This is a genomic window from Streptomyces sp. Ag109_O5-10, from assembly GCF_900105755.1.
GTDB lineage: Bacteria > Actinomycetota > Actinomycetes > Streptomycetales > Streptomycetaceae > Streptomyces.
In genome coordinates this window covers 5,725,280-5,744,953 of record NZ_FNTQ01000001.1, presented here as the reverse complement: position 1 = coordinate 5,744,953, position 19,674 = coordinate 5,725,280, and the positions used below count along the sequence as shown (strand labels likewise).

The window sequence follows — 19,674 nt, the reverse complement described above, 5'->3', positions numbered from 1 at the left end:
GGGCGGTTGGGGTCTGCGAAGCAGCGAATACGGTATCGGGGTCCATCCGGAATGCACCAGAGCGATTTGCTGCACATCGGCCGAACGAACCGCACACGGCACACCATAGCCGGGCAACTCGCCGCCTCTACCACGGCTTTGGTGCCGTCCCGTGACATCGTCGCGACCCTCGGTTGGCCTCCGCAAAGGGCTGCCGACAGGGCAGGCTCCCGGAACACGGGACGACCCGCAGGTCCAGACGGGGGCACCGATCCGAGCCGTAGCCGCCGATCCGAGCCGTAGCCACAGATCGGCCTTCACCTCGTACGGGCGAGCCCTGTAACTTCACGTGTGCACAGGTTTGTTGATGAGGCGTACGCGACGGGGGTTGCGGGATCATGGCGGGGTACCGACCGGCGGACTGGCATCCACTCGACCTGGACAAGGACCCCACACCCGGCGACCCACAACGCGTCCGCACCCTCGCCCAGCAGCTCCACACCTTCGCCGACGACGTCTCCGACGCCCTGCGTCTGGTCAAGGGCATGGCCGGCGAGGACACCCTTCTGCAGTGGGCCGGCAAGTCGGCCGAGGTGTTCAAGGAGCAGTTCAAGGACGTCCCGAAGAACCTGAAGAAGCTGAAGAAGTCGTACGAGATGTGCGGCGATGCACTTGCGGACTACTGGCCGAAGCTGGAGCGGGCTCAGGCCCTGGCCGACAGGGCCCTGGTCAAGGCCAAGGAGGCGCAGTCTGACCTGTCGTCGGCCAAGTCCCGTCTGTCGTCGGCCGATTCGTGGGTGACCCGGGCCACCAAGGAAGCCGACAAGTACAAGGACGATCCCACCGGCAGCAAGTCGGACGCCGACAAGCCGGACGAGGGCAAGGTGCGGGCCGCCACCCGGGACGTGCAGAGCGCCAAGTCCGCCCATACTCAGGCCCAGTCGGACGTCACCACCGCCCAGAGTGCCCTGGACGCCGCGAAGAAGATGGCCGAGGACGCGCGGAAGATGCGCGACGACGCGGCCGGGGAGGCGAAGCGGAAGATCGACGAGGCCTCCGACGCGGGGATACCGAACCGGCACTGGTGGCAGGACGTCGGGCACTGGTTCGAGGACAACTGGGACACCATCGTCACCGTCTGCAAGGTCGTCGTCGCCGTCGTCGGGATCATCGCGATGATCATCGGCGGGCCGATCCTCGGTGCCATCGTGCTGGTGGCCGCGCTCGTGGTGCTCGCGGACACCCTCTACAAATACTCCAAAGGCCAAGCGTCCCTATGGGACGTCGCGTTCGCCGCCATGGACTGCATACCCGGCGGCAAGGGCATCACCTCCCTCGGCAAACTCGCCAAGGGCGTCAAGGAGATGAAGAACCTCCGCGGCGGCATGAAGGCCATGAGTCTCGCCGTCCGCGGGCTGGGCAAGAACGCCCGCAGCATGCTCGCCGAGGGGGGCGAGGGGGCGTTCAACCGGCTCAAGAGCGTCGTGCGCTCCAAGGGCAGCGACCCCGTCGACATGGCCACCGGCGCGATGTACCTCCCGCAGACCGACATCGAGCTGCCCGGCCTGCTGCCGCTGGCATTCACCCGCCACGTCGCCTCCGACTACCGCTGCGGCTGGTGGTTCGGACCGAGTTGGGCCTCGACGCTCGACGAGCGTCTGGAAATCGACGAGCGCGGCGTCGTCCACGTCACCGAGGACGGCCTTCTCCTCGCCTACCCCCACCCCACCGCACCGCACACCCCGGTCATGCCGGAGGCCGGCCCCCGCCGCCCCCTGACCCGCCACGACGACGGCGGCTACCGCATCACCGACCCCCTCACCGGCCACACCCGGCACTTCGCGCGCCCCGCCGCCGACGGCACCGCCCTGCTCACCCGGATATCCGACCGCAACCAGCACACCATCACCTTCGAGTACGACGAGCACGGCACCCCGCTCGCCATCCGCCACTCCGGCGGCTACCACCTCAAGCTCACCACCGACGAAGGACGCGTCACCACCCTCGCCCTGGCCCAGGCCGCCGAGGACGGCTCGGACATCGTCATCAAGCGCTACGGCTACACCGACGGCAATCTCACCGAGACCGTCAACTCCTCCGGCCTGCCCCTGCGCTTCACCTACGACGACCGTCTGCGCGTCACCTCCTGGACCGACACGAACAACAGCCGCTACGCCTACGCCTACGACGACCACGACCGCTGCGTCGCCGAGGGCGGTGAAGCCGGTCACATCGCCATCACTCTCGACTATGACGGCACCGACCCCGCCTGGCCCGGCTGCCGCGTCACCACTCTCACCACCGTCGAAGGCGCCGTCACCCGCCGCTTCGTCGTCAACGCCAACAGCCAGGTCATCGCAGAGATCGACCCTCTCGGCCACACCACCCGCACCACCTACGACCAGCACCACCATGTTCTGACCAAGACCGACGAGCTTGGCCAGACGACCCGCTTCGCAATCAACGCGTACGGTCAGCCCACCAAGATCACTCGCCCGGACGGGCGAGAAATTCGTGTGGAGTACGACAACTTCTGCCTACCCACCCTGGTCGTCGGTCCCGACGGGGGTGTCAATCGGTGGAGCTATGACGATCGTGGCAACCGCATCGTCGCAAGCAACTCTGCTGGAGTGGTCACTCGTTTTTCGCACGACGGCTGGGGCCGACTCACCTCAGTCACCGACGGGCTCGGCCACATCACGACGGTCGTGTGTAACCGCGCAGGTCTCCCTGTGGAGATCAGCGACCCATCGGCCGCCACAACCCATCACGCCCGAGACGCCTTCGGCCGGCCTGTCACCATGACAGACGCGACCGGTGCCGTCACCCATCTGAAGTGGAGCGTCGAAGGACGGCTCCTTCGTCGTACGGCACCCGACGGCACCACGGAGTCATGGACCTACGACGGTGAGGGCAACTGCACCAGCCACGTCGACCCCATGGGCGGGACGTCGCACTTCGAATACACCCACTTCGACCTGCTGACCGCCCGCACCGGTCCAGATGGGGCTCGGTACGAGTTTGTCCACGACACCCAACTGCGCCTCACCGAGGTCGTCAGCCCCCGAGGTCTGAAGTGGACATACGAATACGATGCGGCCGGCCGGCTTGTTCGCGAGACGGATTTCGACGACCGCACCCTCACCTTCGCGTACGACGCGGCGACTCGACTTGTGTCCCGCACGAACGCCCTTGGTCAGACGGTCGAGTTCGAGCGAAGCGCGTTGGGACAGGTCATACGGAAGGACGCGGCAGGTCAGGTAACCACGTACGTCTACGACGAGGCGGACCGCTTGACCCAAGCGATCGGCCCCACGTCGGCGCTCACCCTCGTGCGTGATCCTCTCGGCCATGTGCTTTCGGAGACCGTCTCCGGCCGCACGACGCGGTACGAGTACGACTCGCTCGGACGTCGTATCGCTCGCACAACCCCCAGTGGGGCGCGCAGCAGTTGGGCGTACGACGCATCGGGAAACCGCACCGGCATGGTGTCGTCCGGCCGGTCGGTCGACTTCGTCTACGACACGGTCGGCCGTGAACTGGCCCGCACCGTCAGCGGAGCCCTGACCCTGGAACAGTGCTACGACCCCGCTGGGCGCCTGACGAATCAGACGCTGACGGATTCGCAGGGCAGCCTCATCCAGCATCGGACATATCGGTACCGCGCCGACGGTAACGTCATCGGCATCGACGACCGTCTGGCCGAAACCCACAGCTTCGAGCTGGACGGGGCAGGCCGCGTGACCGCTGTTCGGGCCGAAGACTGGACGGAGCGGTACGCCTACGACGAGATGGGCAACCAAACCACTGCTGAATGGCCGACGGCTCACGAAGATCTGGGGGCGGTAGGCGACCGCGAGTACACAGGCACACGCATCACCCGCGCTGGACACGTTCGCTACGAACACGACGCTCTCGGCCGCATCGTGATGCGTCAGAAACCGCGGCTGTCTCGCAAACCGGACACCTGGCGCTACGCATGGGATGCCGAGGACCGCCTCACTTCGGTCATCACTCCGGACGGCACACAGTGGCGTTATGAGTACGACCCGTTGGGCCGTCGCGTAGCCAAGTTCCGCATGGCCGACACCGACGAGGAGATCGTCGAGCGCGTCGACTTCACTTGGGACGGCACCGTTCTGTGCGAACAGACGACGAGTGCCGTCGGTCTCCCCAACCGCACGACCCTCACCTGGGACCACCAGAACCGCCGTCCCATCGCGCAGACCGAACGCATCACCGCGGACGAGATGCCTCAGGAGGAGATCGACTCCCGCTTCCTCGCCATCGTCACCGACCTGGTCGGCACACCGACCGAACTCGTCGACGAACATGGCCGGGTCGCCTGGCGTTCTCTGAGTACGGTCTGGGGAAAGAGCGCCCGCTCTCAGAGCGGTACTGCTTATACCCCACTCCGCTTTCCTGGACAGTACTACGACCCGGAGACAGCCCTCCATTACAACTACTTTCGCCATTACGATCCGGAAACAGCCAGGTATCTGACAGCGGACCCGTTGGGGCTCACCCCGGCTCCGAACCCGATGGCGTACGTTCACAACCCCCTTACGTGGACAGATGCGCTCGGACTCGCGCCGGACTACCCACTGGGCGAAAGAGGGAACCCCTTCGGCAGCAGAGCAGACGCCGAGAGATCCGCGTTCGAAGTTGCCGGAGTGCCGCACGGGACCACTCCGGACGCAGAGTGGGTGGTCATGGGGGACAAGAATTACAAGAACATGCCGGGATACGTTTACTCCAAGGATCCGACACACTGGGGAAATTTTCGCCAGTTCGAGACGGATAACGGCGCGCGTGTCATCGTGGAACACACTCACGACCCGGCTGGCCCCCACTTCCACGCAGGCGCACCCAAGGGACAGACTCCAGAAGAGCGGAGCCGTAACTTCGTCAACTTCGGCTGGAATAATACTCAGGAAGGGTACAGCACCATGGAGCGCTACCGGGCCCTGGACAAGCCTGGCGGAGACCATCACTTTTTTTACCAGCAATGAGTTTCAGGGGTTGCCATGGATGCAGAAATCAAGTCCCGATTCACGAACGCCGGCCTGGAAGTGGTCGCTCGATACACAGGCGATGACGGCCCGTCCGCGGAAGAGGCGTTTCGTCGGGTCGTGCACGTCGATACCACACCGGTACAGAGATTGCAGAAGCGCGGACCGGACGCGGCTCACCGGGTCGACGATGCCTGGAAGGCCCGTGCACGTGAAGGAGGAGTCGTAGCCGATGATGGATCGTTTCTTGCAGCGGCCAGTATGAGCTACGGGTGGGTTCAGGTCAGGCTCACCCCGAGGACCAATATTTCCGCGTTGGCGGACCAGGGAGGGGAACTCCTCTTCATCGCCCGTTCCTTGAGCGGTCACCGGGTCTGCGCAGCCAGTACCGAAGGCTCCGAATACTGGATCCTTGAATTGGATTTTCCCGAACAGGAATAGCAGGGCGATCGACAGGACGGGTGTCCGCCGCCCAACCGAGGAGAAGCCGTCAACGAGGCACCCCCGCCGTCGGGCTTCGACCTAGGGCACATGGACGTCCGCCGCGACCGGGGAGAGGCGAGTTCGCGGGACCGCTCGCGAGCGCCGTGCACACGGGGACAAAGCGCTTCGCGAGAGGCCGGCTCCCGCTGCTGCCCGAGGAGGACGCGGGGCGAGAGGATCTGGAGAAGTCCCTGAACGAGTTCGGGAGTTTCGTGGAACAGCTACGTCGAGGGGAACGCCGGTGAGCAGTAGTGCCCCCGACCCCTGGGTGGTCCTTGTTCAGGAGGAGTCCGCCGAGGTCCGGCGGCAGTTGTCCGAACTGGCAGAAAAGGGCGGCCGAGTCCACCACTTCGACGCCCGCGACCTGATGACCGCGCAGGGCGTCTTCCGCGCCTTCGCGGAAACCCTGCGCTTTCCCGGCTACTTCGGCGGGAACTGGGATGCCCTGGTCGACTGCCTGGGCGACCTGTGCGGCGAGGTCACAGGAGGAGGAGCGGGGATCGCGGGCGTGGTGCACGGCGCGGATCTCCTGCTGCGGACGGAACACTTCCCCCTGTTCGTATCGGTTCTCTGCCAGGGCGCCGACCGCGCGAACTCGGCGGTGGACCTCGACGGCGACCCTCTGGACCGACCCGCCGTCGCCGCACACTTCTTCCTCGAATTCCGCGATTTCGATGGCGAGAAGATCGCGGCCCGTGTTGAGCAGCCCGACCTGATCGTCACCCTGGGGGACGGGTTCGTGCGAGCGGCACTGAATCCCGAGGAATGGCACTGAGGGAGCCCTGAGTCTCCGGCTGATCAGCGCGCCCGCCGGCGAGCTCGTCGCCTCTCCGGTCCGCTCGGCCACAGCCGTGCCCGGCGCCCCGCCGCAACGTCCTCGACCCACCCGAACGCCACCACCGCCACCCCGATCAGCGGCCAGACCACCACGAACATCCAGAAGCCGTAGGTGGAGTCGAGCAAAGACGCCGCCCGGTCCGATCCCATGAAGGGGAGGTTGTAGGCCTGGTCGGTGATCGGGACCGTTGCCGTGATCAGCATGTTGTGCCAGAGGTAGATCGTCACCGCGCGGTTGTTGGACACGGTGACGAGTCTGTCCCAGCGGCGGAGGCGCGGTGGCAGTTCCCGCCAGGACGGGGCGTACTGCAACAACACCACCACCGCCCCGAACGACCAGCAGGCCTGGGCCAGCGGGATGTCGTTGAGGTCCCAGCCGTCGGGGCCCTGGTGGCCCGACGCCCACCACAGGCCCGCCGCCATCACGAGGCAGGACAGCGAGACCGCCGCGTAGCGCGGGACGCGGGCCAGTGTGCCCTCCTGGTGGGCGAAGCCCAGGATCCAGCAGCCGCCGTACACCGCGAAGTCGGTCACCGCGTTGCCCGTCTCGCCGGGGATGGAGATCAGGCCAGTGCCGATCGCCGCCGTCAGTGCCAGGGGGGCCAGGACCGTCGGCAGCGGGGCCCTGCGGAACGCCCGCAGCAGCAGCGGCGACAGCAGGACGAACCACAGGTACGCGCGCAGGTACCAGAGCGGGCCCGCCGCCTGTTCCGCCCACGTGTCGTCCAGCAGGCCCGCCGCCGAGCCGAGGTGTTCGGGGTACGGCGGAGCGCCGATCGGGAGGACGTAGAAGGCGAGTCGGGACCAGCCCCTCCAACCGCCGCCCACGTCCGGGTCCTTGAAGGGGTGCCAGCCCGCCGTGAACATCATCGTCAGCAGGACCGCGCCGAACAGCCAGAGGGGTGGCAGGAGACGGCGGAGCCGGGAGCGGATCACGCTGCCCGGCGGGCGGTTCAGGCTGCGGGCCATCAGGGAGCCGGCCAGCGCGAACATCACGCCCATCGAGGGGAAGAGGACGGTCAGCCAGGGCCAGCCTAAGAGGTGGTAGACCACCACGCGGAGCAGGGCCAGGGAGCGGAGGAGGTCGAGGTAGCGGTCCCGGCCGCCGCCGGTGCCGGGCCTGCCCGGTGCGACCGGGGTCACTGCTGCCTGGGTCATGCCGCCGGCCTCTCCCCCGCGGCGCGCGGCGCCGCCCCCACCAGGCCCGTCCGCCGCAGCTTCTGCCAGCGCAGGCGGCCGCCGGTCAGCGCCGTGATCCAGGACTGGAGGAGCACGACGTACATGAGCTGGCGGTAGAGGATCTGCTGGAGCGGGAGCGAGACGAGGTGGGTCATGCGTTCGCGGTCCAGGCGGAAGGCGTAGGCCGCGCAGACCGCCTGGACCGCCAGGATCCCCAGCCAGGCGCCGATCGTCTTCTGTGTCGGGCCGAAGACGATGCCGTAGAGGAGGAACGCGTCGATCAGCGGGGCGAGGAGTGGGGCCACGACCATGAACAACGACACCAAGGGCAGTCCCACCCTGCCGAAGCGGCCGGACGGGCCGCGGTCCAGCAGGGCGCCGCGGTGTTTCCAGATCGCCTGCATCGTGCCGTACGACCACCGGTAGCGCTGGGACCAGAGCTGGGAGACCGACTCCGGGGCCTCCGTCCAGGCCCGGGCCCGTTCCGCGTAGACCACCCGCCAGCCCGCGCGGTGGATCGCCATCGTGATGTCGGTGTCCTCGGCGAGGGTGTCGTCGCTCATGCCGCCGACCTGTTCGAGTGCGGTACGGCGGAACGCGCCGACCGCGCCTGGGATGGTCGGCATGCAGCGCAGCACGTCGTACATCCGGCGGTCCAGGTTGAAGCCCATCACGTACTCGATGTGCTGCCAGGCGCCGATCAGCGAATCCCGGTTGCCGACCTTGGCGTTGCCGGCGACCGCGCCGACGCCGGGATCGGCGAAGGGCTGGACCAGTTCCCCTACCGTGGCCGGTTCGAAGACCGTGTCGCCGTCCATCATCACGACGATGTCGTGCCGGGCGTTGCGCAGGCCCCGGTTGAGGGCGGCAGGCTTGCCCTCGTTCTCCTGGCGGATCACCCGGACGCCCGGCAGGTGCAGGTTCTCCACGATCCGTGCCGTGCCGTCCGTCGACCCGTCGTCGACGACGAGGACCTCGACGGGGTGTTCGCTCGCGGTCAGTGAACGGACCGTGCTCTCGATGCACTTGGCCTCGTTGTAGGCGGGCACGAGGACGGAGACCGGTTCGGTCACGGGGCGGCGGCCCCAGCGGAAGCCCTTGCGGCGGACCCTGCGGGCGTGCAGGGCGGAGAGCCAGAGCATGAGGGCGAAGCGGGCCAGCACCGACGCGCCGACCACCGCCAGGCCGACCACCAGCAGGCCCGTGATGCCGTCCGCCGCCTGGACCAGGAAGATCCAGGCCCTGCCCTGCCAGAGGTCGGGGCCGGTGACCGGGGTGTGGGCGCTCGGGGCGTGCAGGGCCTCGGTGAGGTTGTCGAAGCTGTAGCCCTGCTTCTGCAGGAGGGGCAGGAACCTGTCCAGGGCCTCGACCGTCTGGTGGCGGTCGCCGCCCGAGTCGTGCATCAGGACGATCGCGCCCTTGCCGTCGCGCGGGGTGGCGTTGCGGACGATCCGGTCGGCGCCCGGCTTGCGCCAGTCCTCGCTGTCGATGTCGTTGACGACCGTGATGTAGCCGCGGGTGCCGATGTACCGGGTCACCGGCCAGGACCGGTTGTCCATCGCGTCGGCGAAGGAGGAGTACGGCGGCCGGAAGAGGGAGGTACGGACGCCTGCCGCGCCGGTGATCGCCAACTGGGTCTGGGACAGCTCCCAGTCCATGCGCCGCTTCGACTGGTACGACAGGTCGGGGTGGCTGAAGGTGTGCACGCCGACCTCGTTGCCCTCGGCCACGATGCGCCGGACCAGCGCCGGGTAGCGCGAGGTCATGGTGCCGGTGACGAAGAAGACGGCGTGCGCGTGGTGCTTCTTCAGGACGTCCAGGACCCTCGGGGTCCAGGCCGGGTCGGGGCCGTCGTCGAAGGTGAGGACCAGGTGGTGGTCGGGGAGGCGGAGGGAGGTCGTACGGCCGTTGCGGGTGTCGACGACCGGGCCGCCGTCCAGGATCTTCGCCGGGACCCTGTCGGTGGCGGCCTCGGGACGGATGCGGTGGTCGGCGAGGATCTCGCTGTGCACGTAGCCGCGCAGCATCAGCATCGCCATCAGGGCGGCGAGGACGAGGACCGGCAGCGTCAGGCGCAGGGAGAGGCGGCGGCGCCGGGCGGAGTCGCCGGCGGTCGAGCGGCGCCGGGCAGCGCCGGCGGTCGACCGGCGCCGCGGGGCGCCGGCGGTGGAGCGGCGTCGCGGGGCGTCGGCGGTCGGGCGTCGCCGCGCGGCGTCCGCGACGGCCGGGCGGCGCCGGGTGCGGGGCGCCATCACAGGACGGGAGCGGAGGTGGAGGCGCCGTGGGTGCGGGTGTGCCGGTGCGCGCCCTGCGCGACCGGGCCGCCGGTCGGGGCGGCCGACTCACTGGGCGATGCCGGGGGCGGCGAGGAGGCGGGAGAGGCGGGCGGTTCCGAGGAGGGCGGCACCGTGGAGGGCGGGGCGGACGTGGACGACGAGCCCGGCTTGGGCGAGGAAGCCGTCGCCCCCGCGGACGACGTCACCAGCGCGGACGCCGACGCGCTCGGCCCGGTGGACCCCTTTCCGTTCCCCGGCGTCCGGGAGGAGGCGCCTGACGACGGGGTCGTGCCGCCGCGTACGGCCGGGCCGGCCACCGAGGCGCCGTCGTCCGAGGTCCGGGGCGAGTGCGCGGGCCGCGGCGAGTCGTCGACCTTGCCGGCCGGCCTGTCTGCGTTCTGCCCCGGCACCGGCAGCCAGGGCGCGTCGGAACTCCCGGACAGCAGGGTGACGACGATGACCACCGCGTAGACCGCGCAGGCGAGGCCGAGGGCGATCCCCGCCCTGCGGAACCGGCGACTGCGGCGCCCCGACGCGTCGACGAAGACGGGGGCCGGGACGAGGACGTCGGGAGGGCCCGAGCCATCGGAGGCACCCGCGCCCCGGGAGGCGCCGGAGACCTCCGCCGCGGCGGACCCTGTCGGCCCCGTCGGTCCTGTCGGCCGTATTCGTACGACACCGACGTCGTTCTGGACGGTCACCTCGTCCGGGTCGTGGACGGGGTCCGGGTCCGGGCCACGCAGGAACACCGGGATCGGCGGCTCGACCACGCTCCACGGGTCCCGTAACGCGGCGGTCCGCAGCACCTCGGTCGCCCCGCCGGCTCCACCCGCTCCCGCCGACGCGCCGCCGTCACCCTCACCGCCACCGGCGCCGGGTATGCCCGCCTCCACCCCGTCGTCCCCCGCCACCGGCACATCCCGGGCGTCCAGGGCCACCTGCGGCATGTCGGGTTGGGTTTCTTCTCGCCAATTCTTCACGCGCGTACATCCCCCCACGGGAGTGTTCCGGGCGCACTGACGAACCCGAGCACACGTCAACGGAACGGGCCCCCACCCGCTCCGAGCGCCCCCTTGCAACTCTCCGCGCTCGGGCCCATGAAGCTAGCGCACGGGGGAGATCCGTGTTCCCGATGTGTCATTTGTGGTCGTCCATCACCTCTTGATCACTGGCTGGAATCCATCCATCGGGCGGACGCCGGAGCCACCGTTCCGCCCGCCCGATCTCGGCGGCGGCCCGCCGCAACGCGTCGACTCCCGGATGTACCAGCCCCTTTCGCCACACGAGCGACACAGGCGACAACGGGACCGGATCGACCAACGGCCGCGACACGCTCCCAGGTATGGCCGGAAAACCCACTACCGCGAGGATGGGATACCGATCCTTGGCCATGACTCGCCGGAACTCCTCCTCTCCGACAGCCAGCGGCAGCGGCGGCGCGACCGCGGTGTCTCGCCCCCCGAAGAGGTGAAAGGCCAGGTCGGTCCATTCCAGGGTGCGCTCGTTCCCCGCGCCGGCGTATATCGTCTCGCCCGCGAGCGCGGCCAGCGGCACCGCGTCCAGGGCCGCGAGCCGGTGCTCGGAGGGGAGAATTACGGCCATGGGTTCGAACCGCACGGGCTGGTGTTCGAGCCCGGAGCGCAGCGCGGGGTCCAGTCCCGCGAACCGCCCGAAGGACGCGTCGAGCCGCCCCGCGAGGAGTTCGGCCGCCGCCCCGGTGAGCCCGCTCTCGTAGCGGGCCATCAGCTCGCAGTCCGGGGCGAGTTCGCGGGCCCGGTACAGGACGCGGCGGGCGGTCTCCAGGCCCGGGGAGTTGAGGTCCACCAGCAGCGGCCGGGCCTGCCCGAACGCGGCGAGCAGCGCGTCCTGGGCGGCCAGCACCCGACGGGCGTACGGCAGCAGCCGGGCCCCGTCGGCGGTGAGGCTGACCTGCCGCGTGCTGCGCAGGAACAGCTCGGCGCCCAGCTCCCGCTCCAGCCGCCGTACGTCACGGCTGAGCGCCTGCTGGGCGACGTACAGCCGGGCGGCGGCTCGGGTGAAGTGCAACTCCTCCGCGACGGTCACGAAGACGCGCAGCAGCCGGGGTTCGATGTGGGCGGGCGAGGCGGGTGCGGACATCTCGCGAACTTACAACACAGGTGCGTGAATCGGCGCCGAGCAGGTGTTGGACCCCTTGATCGGTCCGGGGCGACGGTGGTGTCCATGCCGAAACCGACCCAGCCGGGCCCCCGCGAGATCATCCACACCGTCACCGCCGACTCCCTCGTCACCGTCGACTTCAGCCCCCGGTTCGACGGCCCGTCGCAGCCCCACCCTCGCCCCCGCCTTCGCCCACCCGGCCCCTACCGCCGCCTCTTCGCCCTCCCCGGCACCCGGGCCTTCACCGCCGGGAACCTGCTGGCCCGGCTGCCCATGGGCATGTTCAGCGTCAGCGCCGTCGTGATGATCGCCGGGTCGCGCGGCTCGTACGCCCTCGCCGGTGCCGTCACCGCGACCGGCCTCGCCGCCACCGGTCTCGCCGGGCCCTGGATCGCACGGCTCGTCGACCGGTACGGGCAGGCCCGGGTCGCCGTACCCGCGACCGTCACCGCCGTGCTCGGCAGCCTCGCCCTGCTGCTCTGTGTCCGCTACGGCGCCCCGGACTGGACGCTGTTCGCCGCCTACGCGGCCACCGCCACCACCCCCAACCTCGGCGGCATGTCCCGCGCCCGCTGGGCCCACCTGCTGCGCGACGACCCGGGCGCCCTGCACACCGCGAACTCCTTCGAGCAGGCCGCCGACGAGCTGTGCTTCATGCTCGGGCCGGTCCTCGCCTCCTTCCTGACCGGCACGTTCTTCCCGGAGGCCGGCACGCTGGTCGGCGCGGTGCTGCTGCTCACCGGCGCGCTGCTGTTCGCCGCCCAGCGGGCCACCGAGCCACCGATTCGGCCCGGGCCGGCCGGCACGCGCACCCCGCTGCGCATCGGCCCGCTGCTGGTCTGCTTCGTCGCGACCGGCGCGGTGTTCGGTTCGATGGAGGTCGTCACCATCGCCTACGCGGACGCCCAGGGCCACCGTTCGGCGGCCGGTGCCGTACTGGCCCTCCAGGCGGCCGGTTCGTGCGCGGCGGGGCTGCTGTACGGGGCGCTCCGGCCGACGGCACGGGCCGAACACAGGCTGCCGGTCTGCCTGTTGTCCATGGCGGCGCTGATGTCGCTGCCGCTGCTCGCCGCGCGCGCGTTCGACAGCCTCTGGGCTCTCGCCCCCGCCCTGCTCGTGGCCGGCATGGCGACCGCCCCCACCATGGTGACCGCGATGACCCTGGTCCAGGACCGTACCCCCGAGGGCCGCCTGAACGAGGGGATGAGCCTGGTCGTCACCGCCCTGCTGACCGGCATCGCCTGCGGCTCCGCGCTCGGCGGCTGGGCGGCGGACCACGTCTCGCCGACGGCCGCCTTCGTCACCCCGGCCGCGGCGGCCGTCGCAGCCCTGGCCGTCAACGCGGTCAGTCGAATCGCTTCGCCCAATTCCCGCCGCACCCATTGACGCCTACACAGCCCGCACCTACCGTCCATCGTCGAAGCGCTTCGACGTCCTCCATCGAACCAATTCGACGTGGGACGAGCACCATCCATCCGACTCCCCGGAGGCATTGGATGTTGACGGCACGAAGGCGGACCACGACCGCGGCGGCGATCCTCGCCGGATCGCTGCTGCTCACCTCCTGCGGCGGCTCGGGCGGCAGCACGTCCGACGGGAAGACGCTCAGGCTGTGGCACTACGAGGGTCCCACCAGCGCGATGGGCGTCGCCTGGAACGAGGCGATCAAGGAGTTCGAGGCGACCCATCCGGGCGTGCGGGTGAAGTACGAGGAGAAGAGCTTCGAGCAGATCCAGAAGACCGCGCAGATGGTCCTGAACTCCTCCGACGCCCCGGACATCATGGAGTACAACAAGGGCAACGCGACGGCGGGCCTGCTCTCCAAGCAGGGGCTGCTCACCGATCTGACCGCCGAGGCGGCCAAGCGGGGCTGGGACAAGAAGCTCAGCGCGGGCGTACGCACCACCAGCCAGTACGACGCCGACGGCGTGATGGGCTCCGGCAAGTGGTACGGAGTGCCCAACTACGCCGAGTACACCATGGTTTATTACAACAAGGACCTGTTCGCGAAGTACGGGATCGCCGAGCCGAAGACGTTCGACGACCTGACGGCGGCCATGGACACGTTCGTCGCGAAGGGGATCACCCCGCTCGCCGACTCCGGTTCCGAGTACATGGCCCAGCAGTACCTCTACCAGCTGGCGCTCTCGAAGGCCGACCGCTCGTGGGTCGACGCCTACGAGCTGTACCAGGGCAAGGTCGACTTCCACGACCAGGCCTGGACGTACGCGGCGACCACCTTCGCCGACTGGGTGAAGAAGGGCTACCTCGCCAAGACGTCGTCGGGGACGACCGCCGAGCAGGCCGGGGTCTCCTTCATCCAGGGCAGGTCGCCGATCCTGTTCTCCGGCAGCTGGTGGTACGGCCGCTTCCAGTCGGAGGCCAAGTTCGGCTGGGGCAGCTTCCTGTGGCCGGGCTCGGACCTCACGCTCGGCTCCGGCGGCAACCTCTGGGTCGTGCCGAAGAACTCCCAGAACAAGGACCTCGCCTACGACTTCATCGACATCACCCTGTCGAAGAAGATCCAGAACCTGCTCGGCAACAAGGGCGGAGTCCCGGTCGCCGCGGACGCGAGCGCCGTCACCGACCCCAAGTCCAAGGAACTCATCGCCCACTTCAACACCGTCAGCAGGCGCGACGGCCTCGCCTTCTACCCCGACTGGCCGGTCGCCGGCTTCTACGACACCCTCGTCTCCGAGACCCAGAAGCTGATCACCGGCAGCGAGAAACCGGACGCCTACCTGAGCAACCTCCAGGCGGCGTACGACAAGGGCACCAAGTGAGGGGGGTGCGCCGGGACTCGTACGCTCCCTTCCTCCTCCCCGGCGCCCTAGCCTTCCTCGCCGTGGTCGTCGTCCCGTTCCTGATGAACACGGGCGTGAGCTTCACCGACTGGCAGGGCGTGGGCAGCCCGCACTGGTCCGGGCTCGCCAACTACCGTGAGCTGCTGCACGACTCCGAGTTCTGGGCGTCCTTCCGGCACAGCCTCTTTATGGTCGTCGCGATGGCCGCGGTCCCGACCGCGCTCGGCCTCCTCCTCGCCGCCGCCCTGTTCGACTACGTCGGCAAGCACTTCGGCACCCGGATCGCGGCCGTCCTGCGCGCCTGCTTCTACCTCCCGCAGGTGCTGCCGGTCGCGGTCGCCGGCATCGTCTGGAGCTGGATCCTGGCCCCCGACGGCGGCTCCCTCAACGCCCTGCTCAAGGCCGTCGGGCTCGGCTCCTGGCAGCAGGACTGGCTCGGCGACCCGGACCTCGCCCTCTACACGGTCATGGGTGTGCTGGTCTGGGTGCAGATCGGCTTCCCGCTGGTCGTCTTCATGGCCGGGCTCGGCCGCGTCGACCCCCAGCTGTACGAGGCGGCCGAGCTGGACGGCGCCGGCTGGTGGCGCCGCTTCCGGCACGTCACCCTTCCGCAGATCCGCCCCGAGGTGTACGTGGTCCTGACCTGGTGCACGATCGCCGCGCTCAAGGTCTTCGGCGCGGTGTACGTCCTGACCAAGGGCGGTCCGGGCGGGGCCACCGACGTCCCCTCCTACTTCTCCTTCACCACGTTCTTCGAGAAGACCCAGGTCGGCTACGGCTCGGCGATCTCCACGGTCCTCACGGTGATCATCCTGGGCCTGGCCGTGCTGGGCCTGCAGCTGCAGAACCGCGCGGAGGCGACATGACCGCCCTGCGCCGCTACCCGGTGCTCCTCGCCCTCTGCCTCGCCGCCCTCTTCATGGTCGTCCCGTTCCTGATCGTGGCGGTCAACGCGGTCAAGTCCCCCGCGGAGTACTCCCAGAACGGCCCGCTGAGCCTTCCCCACGGCCTCTACCTCGACGGCCTGAAGGACTTCTGGCAGCGCGTCGACTACACCCGGAAGCTGGTCAACTCCGTCCTCATCAGCGGCTCGGTCGCCCTGCTCGCCACCGCCCTGTCCGTCCTCAACGCCTACGCGATCGGCATCGGCCGGATCAGGGGCCGCACCTGGGTGCTGGCCTTCTTCGTCCTCGCCAACCTGCTGCCGCAGGAGGCGCTGGTCTACCCGCTCTACTACCTGAGCAAGCAGGCGGGCCTCTACGACACCCGGCTCAGCGTGATCATCGTGTTCACGGTGATCCAGTCGGCGTTCGGGACGTACCTCCTCTCCGCCGTCCTCGGGCAGTTCCCGCGCGAGATCGTCGAGGCGGCCCGGATCGACGGCGCGAACAAGTGGCAGATCCTGGTCCGGATCGTCGTCCCCGTGAGCCGCCCGACCCTGGGCGTGCTCCTGGTCTTCTTCTTCATCTGGACCTGGAACGAGTTCCTGCTGCCGCTCGTCATGCTGATCTCCAACGACAACCAGACGATCTCCGTCGCCCTCGGCGTCCTCCAGGGCCAGCGCCTGATGGACGCCACCATGACCAACGCGGCCGCCCTGCTCGGCGTGCTCCCGGCCGTCGTCTTCTTCCTCGTCTTCCAGCGGACGCTCACCCGGGGGATCGCCGTGGGGGCCGTCAAATAGGAGGTTCGTGCGTGAAGTTCACCGACGGCTACTGGCTGCTGCGCGAGGGCGTCACCGCGGCCCACCCGGTCGAGGTCCTCGACGTCACCGCCACCGACGGCGCTCTGGAGATCCACGCCCCGACCCAGCCCATCCGCCACCGCGGCGACCTGCTGAGGGGACCGCTCCTGACGATCAGCGCGCACGCCCCGATGCCCGACGTCGTCGGCGTCACCTTCACCCACTTCGAGGGCGAGCGGCCACACGGACCCCAGTTCGAGCTCCAGAAGGGCGACGTCGCGTCGCAGGTGGCGTACGACGACGAGTACGCGACCCTGACCTCCGGCGCGCTGACCCTGCGGCTGAGCCGGACCGCCCCCTGGCGGCTGGACTTCCGCGCCGGCGGCCGCACCCTCACCTCCAGCGGCCCCAAGGGCATGGGCATCATGCGGGACGCCGCCACCGGCGCCCACTACCTGCGCGAGCAGCTGAACCTGGGGGTGGGCACCGCGGTCTACGGCCTCGGCGAACGCTTCGGCCCGCTGGTCAGGAACGGCCAGGTCGTCGACATCTGGAACGCCGACGGCGGCACCGCCACCGAACAGGCCTACAAGAACGCCCCCTTCTACCTCACGGACGCGGGCTACGGCGTCTTCGTCGACCACCCGGGGAAGGTGTCGTTCGAGGTCGGCTCGGAGGCGGTGTCGCGGGTCCAGTTCAGCGCGGAGTCACAGCAGTTGACGTACTACGTCATCCACGGCCCGACCCCCAAGGACATCCTGCGCACGTACACGGCCCTGACCGGCCGCCCGGCGCTGCCGCCCGCCTGGTCGTTCGGCCTGTGGCTGTCCACGTCCTTCACCACCTCGTACGACGAGAAGACGGTCACGTCCTTCATCGACGGCATGCGGGAGCGCGGACTGCCGCTGTCCGTCTTCCACTTCGACTGCTTCTGGATGCGGGAGTTCAACTGGTGCGACTTCCGCTGGGATCCGCGGGTGTTCCCGGACCCGGAGGGGATGCTGGGGCGGCTGCACGAACGCGGACTGCGGGTGTCCGTCTGGATCAACCCGTACATCGCGCAGCGGTCGCCGCTGTTCGCCGAGGGGAAGGAGCTGGGGCACCTGCTGCGGCGACCGGACGGGAGTGTGTGGCAGTGGGACCTGTGGCAGCCGGGGATGGCGCTGGTGGACTTCACGTCGCCGGCGGCGCGTGACTGGTACGCGGGCAAGCTGGAGGCCCTGCTGGCGCAGGGTGTCGACTGCTTCAAGACCGACTTCGGGGAGCGCGTCCCGGTGGACGTGGCCTGGTCCGACGGCTCGGACCCCGAGCGGATGCACAACTACTACACCTATCTCTACAACCGGACCGTCTTCGAGGTGCTGCGCAAGCACCGGGGGGAGGGCGAGGCGGTCGTGTTCGCGCGGTCGGCGACGACCGGGAGCCAGAAGTTCCCCGTGCACTGGGGCGGGGACTGCGAGGCGACCTACGAGTCGATGGCCGAGTCGCTGCGCGGCGGCCTCTCGCTGGGCCTGTCCGGCTTCGGGTTCTGGAGCCACGACATCGGCGGCTTCGAGGGCACCCCGACACCCGCGCTGTTCAAGCGGTGGCTGGCCTTCGGGCTGCTGTCCTCGCACAGCAGGCTGCACGGGTCGTCGTCGTACCGGGTGCCATGGCTGTTCGACGAGGAGTCGGTGGACGTGCTGCGGCACTTCACGCGGCTGAAGCTGAGCCTGATGCCCTACCTGTACGAGGCCGCGCGCACCGCCTCAGCGGAGGGGGTGCCGGTGATGCGGGCCATGGTGCTGGAGTTCCCGGACGATCCGGGGTGTGCGCATCTGGAGCGGCAGTACATGCTGGGGGCGGATCTGCTGGTGGCGCCCGTCTTCGACGACGAGGGGTATGTGACATATTACTGTCCGCGCGGCACCTGGACCCATCTCCTGACCGGCCGGACGGTCACCGGCCCCGGCTGGGTCCGCGAGCGCCACGACTTCCTCAGCGTCCCCCTCCTGGTCCGTCCGGGCGCGGTGATCCCGGTCGGCGCGGTGGCCGACCGCCCCGACTACGACCACGCCGACGGGGTGACCCTGCGGGCGTACGGCCTGGAGCGCGGCGCACAGGTCACGGTCCCGGTCGGGGACGTCACCTTCACCGTCGTACGCGAGGGGAACACCCTGCGGGCCTCGTGCAGTGAGCCGGTTTCGGACTGGAGCCTGGCGGCCGGGGAGCGGACGGCGCGGGCGTCGGCCGGTACCGGGTTTCTCTCGCTGGAGCTGGGCTGATGGTGAAGATCACGGACGTGGCCCGGCACGCCGGGGTCTCCCCCAGCACCGTGTCCTACGCGCTCAGCGGCAAGCGTCCGATCTCGGAGGAGACCCGGCGCCGCATCCAGGCGTCCATCCGCGAACTCGGCTACCGCCCCGCACGCCGGCGCCCGCGCCCTGGCCAGCAGCCGCTCCAACGTCCTCGCCCTGGTGATCCCCTTACGCACCGGGATCCACGTGCCGGTGGTGATGCAGTTCGCGGTGTCGGTGGTGACCACGGCCCGCCGGTACGACCACGACGTGCTGCTCCTCACCCAGGAGGAGGGCGAGGAGGGGCTGCACCGGGTCGCCGACACGGCGCTGGTGGACGCCCTGATCGTGATGGACGTGCAGCTGCACGACCCGCGGCTGCCGCTGCTGCGCGCGCTGGAACGGCCGTCGGTGCTGATCGGCTTTCCTGCTGACGCGACCGGTCTGACCTGCGTCGACCTGGACTTCAGGGCGGCCGGTGAGTTGTGCGTGGAGCGGCTGCGGGCCTCGGGCACCGGGTGGTCGCGCTGGTCGGCTCGCCGCCGGAGGTGTACGTCCGGGAGACCGCGTTCGCCCAGCGGGTGGTCCAGGGTTTCACGGCCGCCGCCGACCGCAACGCGATGGCGTCCTCCCTCCACCCCTGCGAGGCCACCCCGGCCGGGGCTCGCCGGGTCGCCGAGCAACTGCTGCGCGAGCAGCCGGCGTTGACGGGAGTCGTCGTCCACAACGAGGCGGCCCTGGAGCCCCTGGTCGACGCCTTCGAACACCTCGGCCTCCGCGTCCCCACCGACCTGTCGATCACCGCGATCTGCCCGGACGAACTGGCGGCGGGCCTGCGCGTCCCGGTGACCTCGGTGGCCCTGCCGGCCACGGAACTCGTCGAGCGGGCGGCGGAGTTGCTGATGCGGAAGCTGGGCGGCGACGGGGAGGTGCCGGAGGCGACCCTGCTCGCGCCCCGCCTGACGGAGCGGGCGAGCACGGCACCGCGCGAGGCTCTCTGACGGC

General features: G+C 69.6%; 12 protein-coding genes and 1 pseudogene. 9 read left to right on the top strand and 4 right to left on the bottom strand.

Annotation, left to right across the window (positions count from 1 at the left end; all coding sequences use genetic code 11):
* The first annotated feature begins 377 nt into the window (after nucleotides 1–377).
* The 3 genes from BLW82_RS26245 to BLW82_RS26235 all read left to right on the top strand — a co-directional run bounded on the left by BLW82_RS26245 (nucleotide 378) and on the right by BLW82_RS26235 (nucleotide 6,249).
* Nucleotides 378–4,991, top strand: a complete 4,614-nt coding sequence (locus tag BLW82_RS26245; protein WP_093502328.1) for a DUF6531 domain-containing protein — start codon at nucleotides 378–380, stop codon at nucleotides 4,989–4,991.
* Nucleotides 4,992–5,006: 15 nt separating this feature from the next.
* Nucleotides 5,007–5,432, top strand: a complete 426-nt coding sequence (locus BLW82_RS44010; protein ID WP_143063717.1) for a hypothetical protein — start codon at nucleotides 5,007–5,009, stop codon at nucleotides 5,430–5,432.
* Nucleotides 5,433–5,715: 283 nt separating this feature from the next.
* Complete coding sequence (locus tag BLW82_RS26235) at nucleotides 5,716–6,249, top strand: barstar family protein (RefSeq protein WP_256215959.1); 534 nt, start codon at nucleotides 5,716–5,718, stop codon at nucleotides 6,247–6,249.
* Nucleotides 6,250–6,272: 23 nt separating this feature from the next.
* Here the strand turns inward: BLW82_RS26235 and BLW82_RS26230 are convergent, their stop codons facing one another.
* From BLW82_RS26230 to BLW82_RS26215, 4 genes are all read right to left on the bottom strand, one after another.
* The gene (locus tag BLW82_RS26230) at nucleotides 6,273–7,469 is read right to left on the bottom strand and encodes an acyltransferase family protein (protein ID WP_093502324.1); all 1,197 of its coding nucleotides are present in this window, start codon (nucleotides 7,467–7,469) and stop codon (nucleotides 6,273–6,275) included.
* Complete coding sequence (locus BLW82_RS26225) at nucleotides 7,466–9,568, bottom strand: bifunctional polysaccharide deacetylase/glycosyltransferase family 2 protein (RefSeq protein ID WP_371131509.1); 2,103 nt, start codon at nucleotides 9,566–9,568, stop codon at nucleotides 7,466–7,468. The genes BLW82_RS26230 and BLW82_RS26225 overlap by 4 nt, the downstream gene beginning before the upstream one ends.
* 173 nt (nucleotides 9,569–9,741) lie before the next feature.
* The gene (locus tag BLW82_RS44005) at nucleotides 9,742–10,713 is read right to left on the bottom strand and encodes a TrbL/VirB6 family protein (RefSeq protein ID WP_093502320.1); all 972 of its coding nucleotides are present in this window, start codon (nucleotides 10,711–10,713) and stop codon (nucleotides 9,742–9,744) included.
* 190 nt (nucleotides 10,714–10,903) lie between these two features.
* Complete coding sequence (locus BLW82_RS26215; protein WP_093502318.1) at nucleotides 10,904–11,884, bottom strand: LysR family transcriptional regulator; 981 nt, start codon at nucleotides 11,882–11,884, stop codon at nucleotides 10,904–10,906.
* 84 nt (nucleotides 11,885–11,968) lie between these two features.
* Between BLW82_RS26215 and BLW82_RS26210 the strand changes: the two genes are divergently transcribed.
* The 6 genes and pseudogenes from BLW82_RS26210 to BLW82_RS26185 all read left to right on the top strand — a co-directional run bounded on the left by BLW82_RS26210 (nucleotide 11,969) and on the right by BLW82_RS26185 (nucleotide 19,670).
* Entirely contained in the window at nucleotides 11,969–13,291 is a 1,323-nt protein-coding gene (locus BLW82_RS26210) for an MFS transporter (RefSeq protein ID WP_107408576.1), read from the top strand.
* Between the two features lie 110 nt (nucleotides 13,292–13,401).
* On the top strand, nucleotides 13,402–14,688 hold the full coding sequence (locus BLW82_RS26205) for an ABC transporter substrate-binding protein (RefSeq protein WP_093502316.1): 1,287 nt from the start codon (nucleotides 13,402–13,404) through the stop codon (nucleotides 14,686–14,688).
* Nucleotides 14,685–15,575 carry a carbohydrate ABC transporter permease gene (locus BLW82_RS26200; protein WP_093502314.1) on the top strand — a complete coding sequence of 297 codons (891 nt, stop codon included), beginning with the start codon at nucleotides 14,685–14,687 and terminating at the stop codon, nucleotides 15,573–15,575. Before BLW82_RS26205 ends, BLW82_RS26200 begins: the two co-directional genes overlap by 4 nt.
* Nucleotides 15,572–16,393 carry a carbohydrate ABC transporter permease gene (locus tag BLW82_RS26195; RefSeq protein WP_093502312.1) on the top strand — a complete coding sequence of 274 codons (822 nt, stop codon included), beginning with the start codon at nucleotides 15,572–15,574 and terminating at the stop codon, nucleotides 16,391–16,393. Before BLW82_RS26200 ends, BLW82_RS26195 begins: the two co-directional genes overlap by 4 nt.
* 11 nt (nucleotides 16,394–16,404) lie before the next feature.
* Nucleotides 16,405–18,657, top strand: coding sequence for an alpha-xylosidase (yicI, locus tag BLW82_RS26190; RefSeq protein ID WP_093502310.1), 2,253 nt, complete (start codon nucleotides 16,405–16,407; stop codon nucleotides 18,655–18,657).
* Nucleotides 18,657–19,670, top strand: a pseudogene (locus BLW82_RS26185) (LacI family DNA-binding transcriptional regulator). Before yicI ends, BLW82_RS26185 begins: the two are co-directional and overlap by 1 nt.
* The last annotated feature ends 4 nt before the right edge of the window (nucleotides 19,671–19,674 follow it).

Coding starts and splice junctions, on each gene's coding strand:
- BLW82_RS26230 (WP_093502324.1), bottom strand. CDS start 7,469: ATGACCCAGGCAGCAGTGACCCCGGTCGCACCGGGCAGGCCCGGCACC.
- BLW82_RS26205 (WP_093502316.1), top strand. CDS start 13,402: ATGTTGACGGCACGAAGGCGGACCACGACCGCGGCGGCGATCCTCGCC.
- BLW82_RS26210 (WP_107408576.1), top strand. CDS start 11,969: ATGCCGAAACCGACCCAGCCGGGCCCCCGCGAGATCATCCACACCGTC.
- BLW82_RS26245 (WP_093502328.1), top strand. CDS start 378: ATGGCGGGGTACCGACCGGCGGACTGGCATCCACTCGACCTGGACAAG.
- BLW82_RS26195 (WP_093502312.1), top strand. CDS start 15,572: ATGACCGCCCTGCGCCGCTACCCGGTGCTCCTCGCCCTCTGCCTCGCC.
- BLW82_RS44010 (WP_143063717.1), top strand. CDS start 5,007: ATGGATGCAGAAATCAAGTCCCGATTCACGAACGCCGGCCTGGAAGTG.
- BLW82_RS44005 (WP_093502320.1), bottom strand. CDS start 10,713: ATGCCGCAGGTGGCCCTGGACGCCCGGGATGTGCCGGTGGCGGGGGAC.
- BLW82_RS26215 (WP_093502318.1), bottom strand. CDS start 11,884: ATGTCCGCACCCGCCTCGCCCGCCCACATCGAACCCCGGCTGCTGCGC.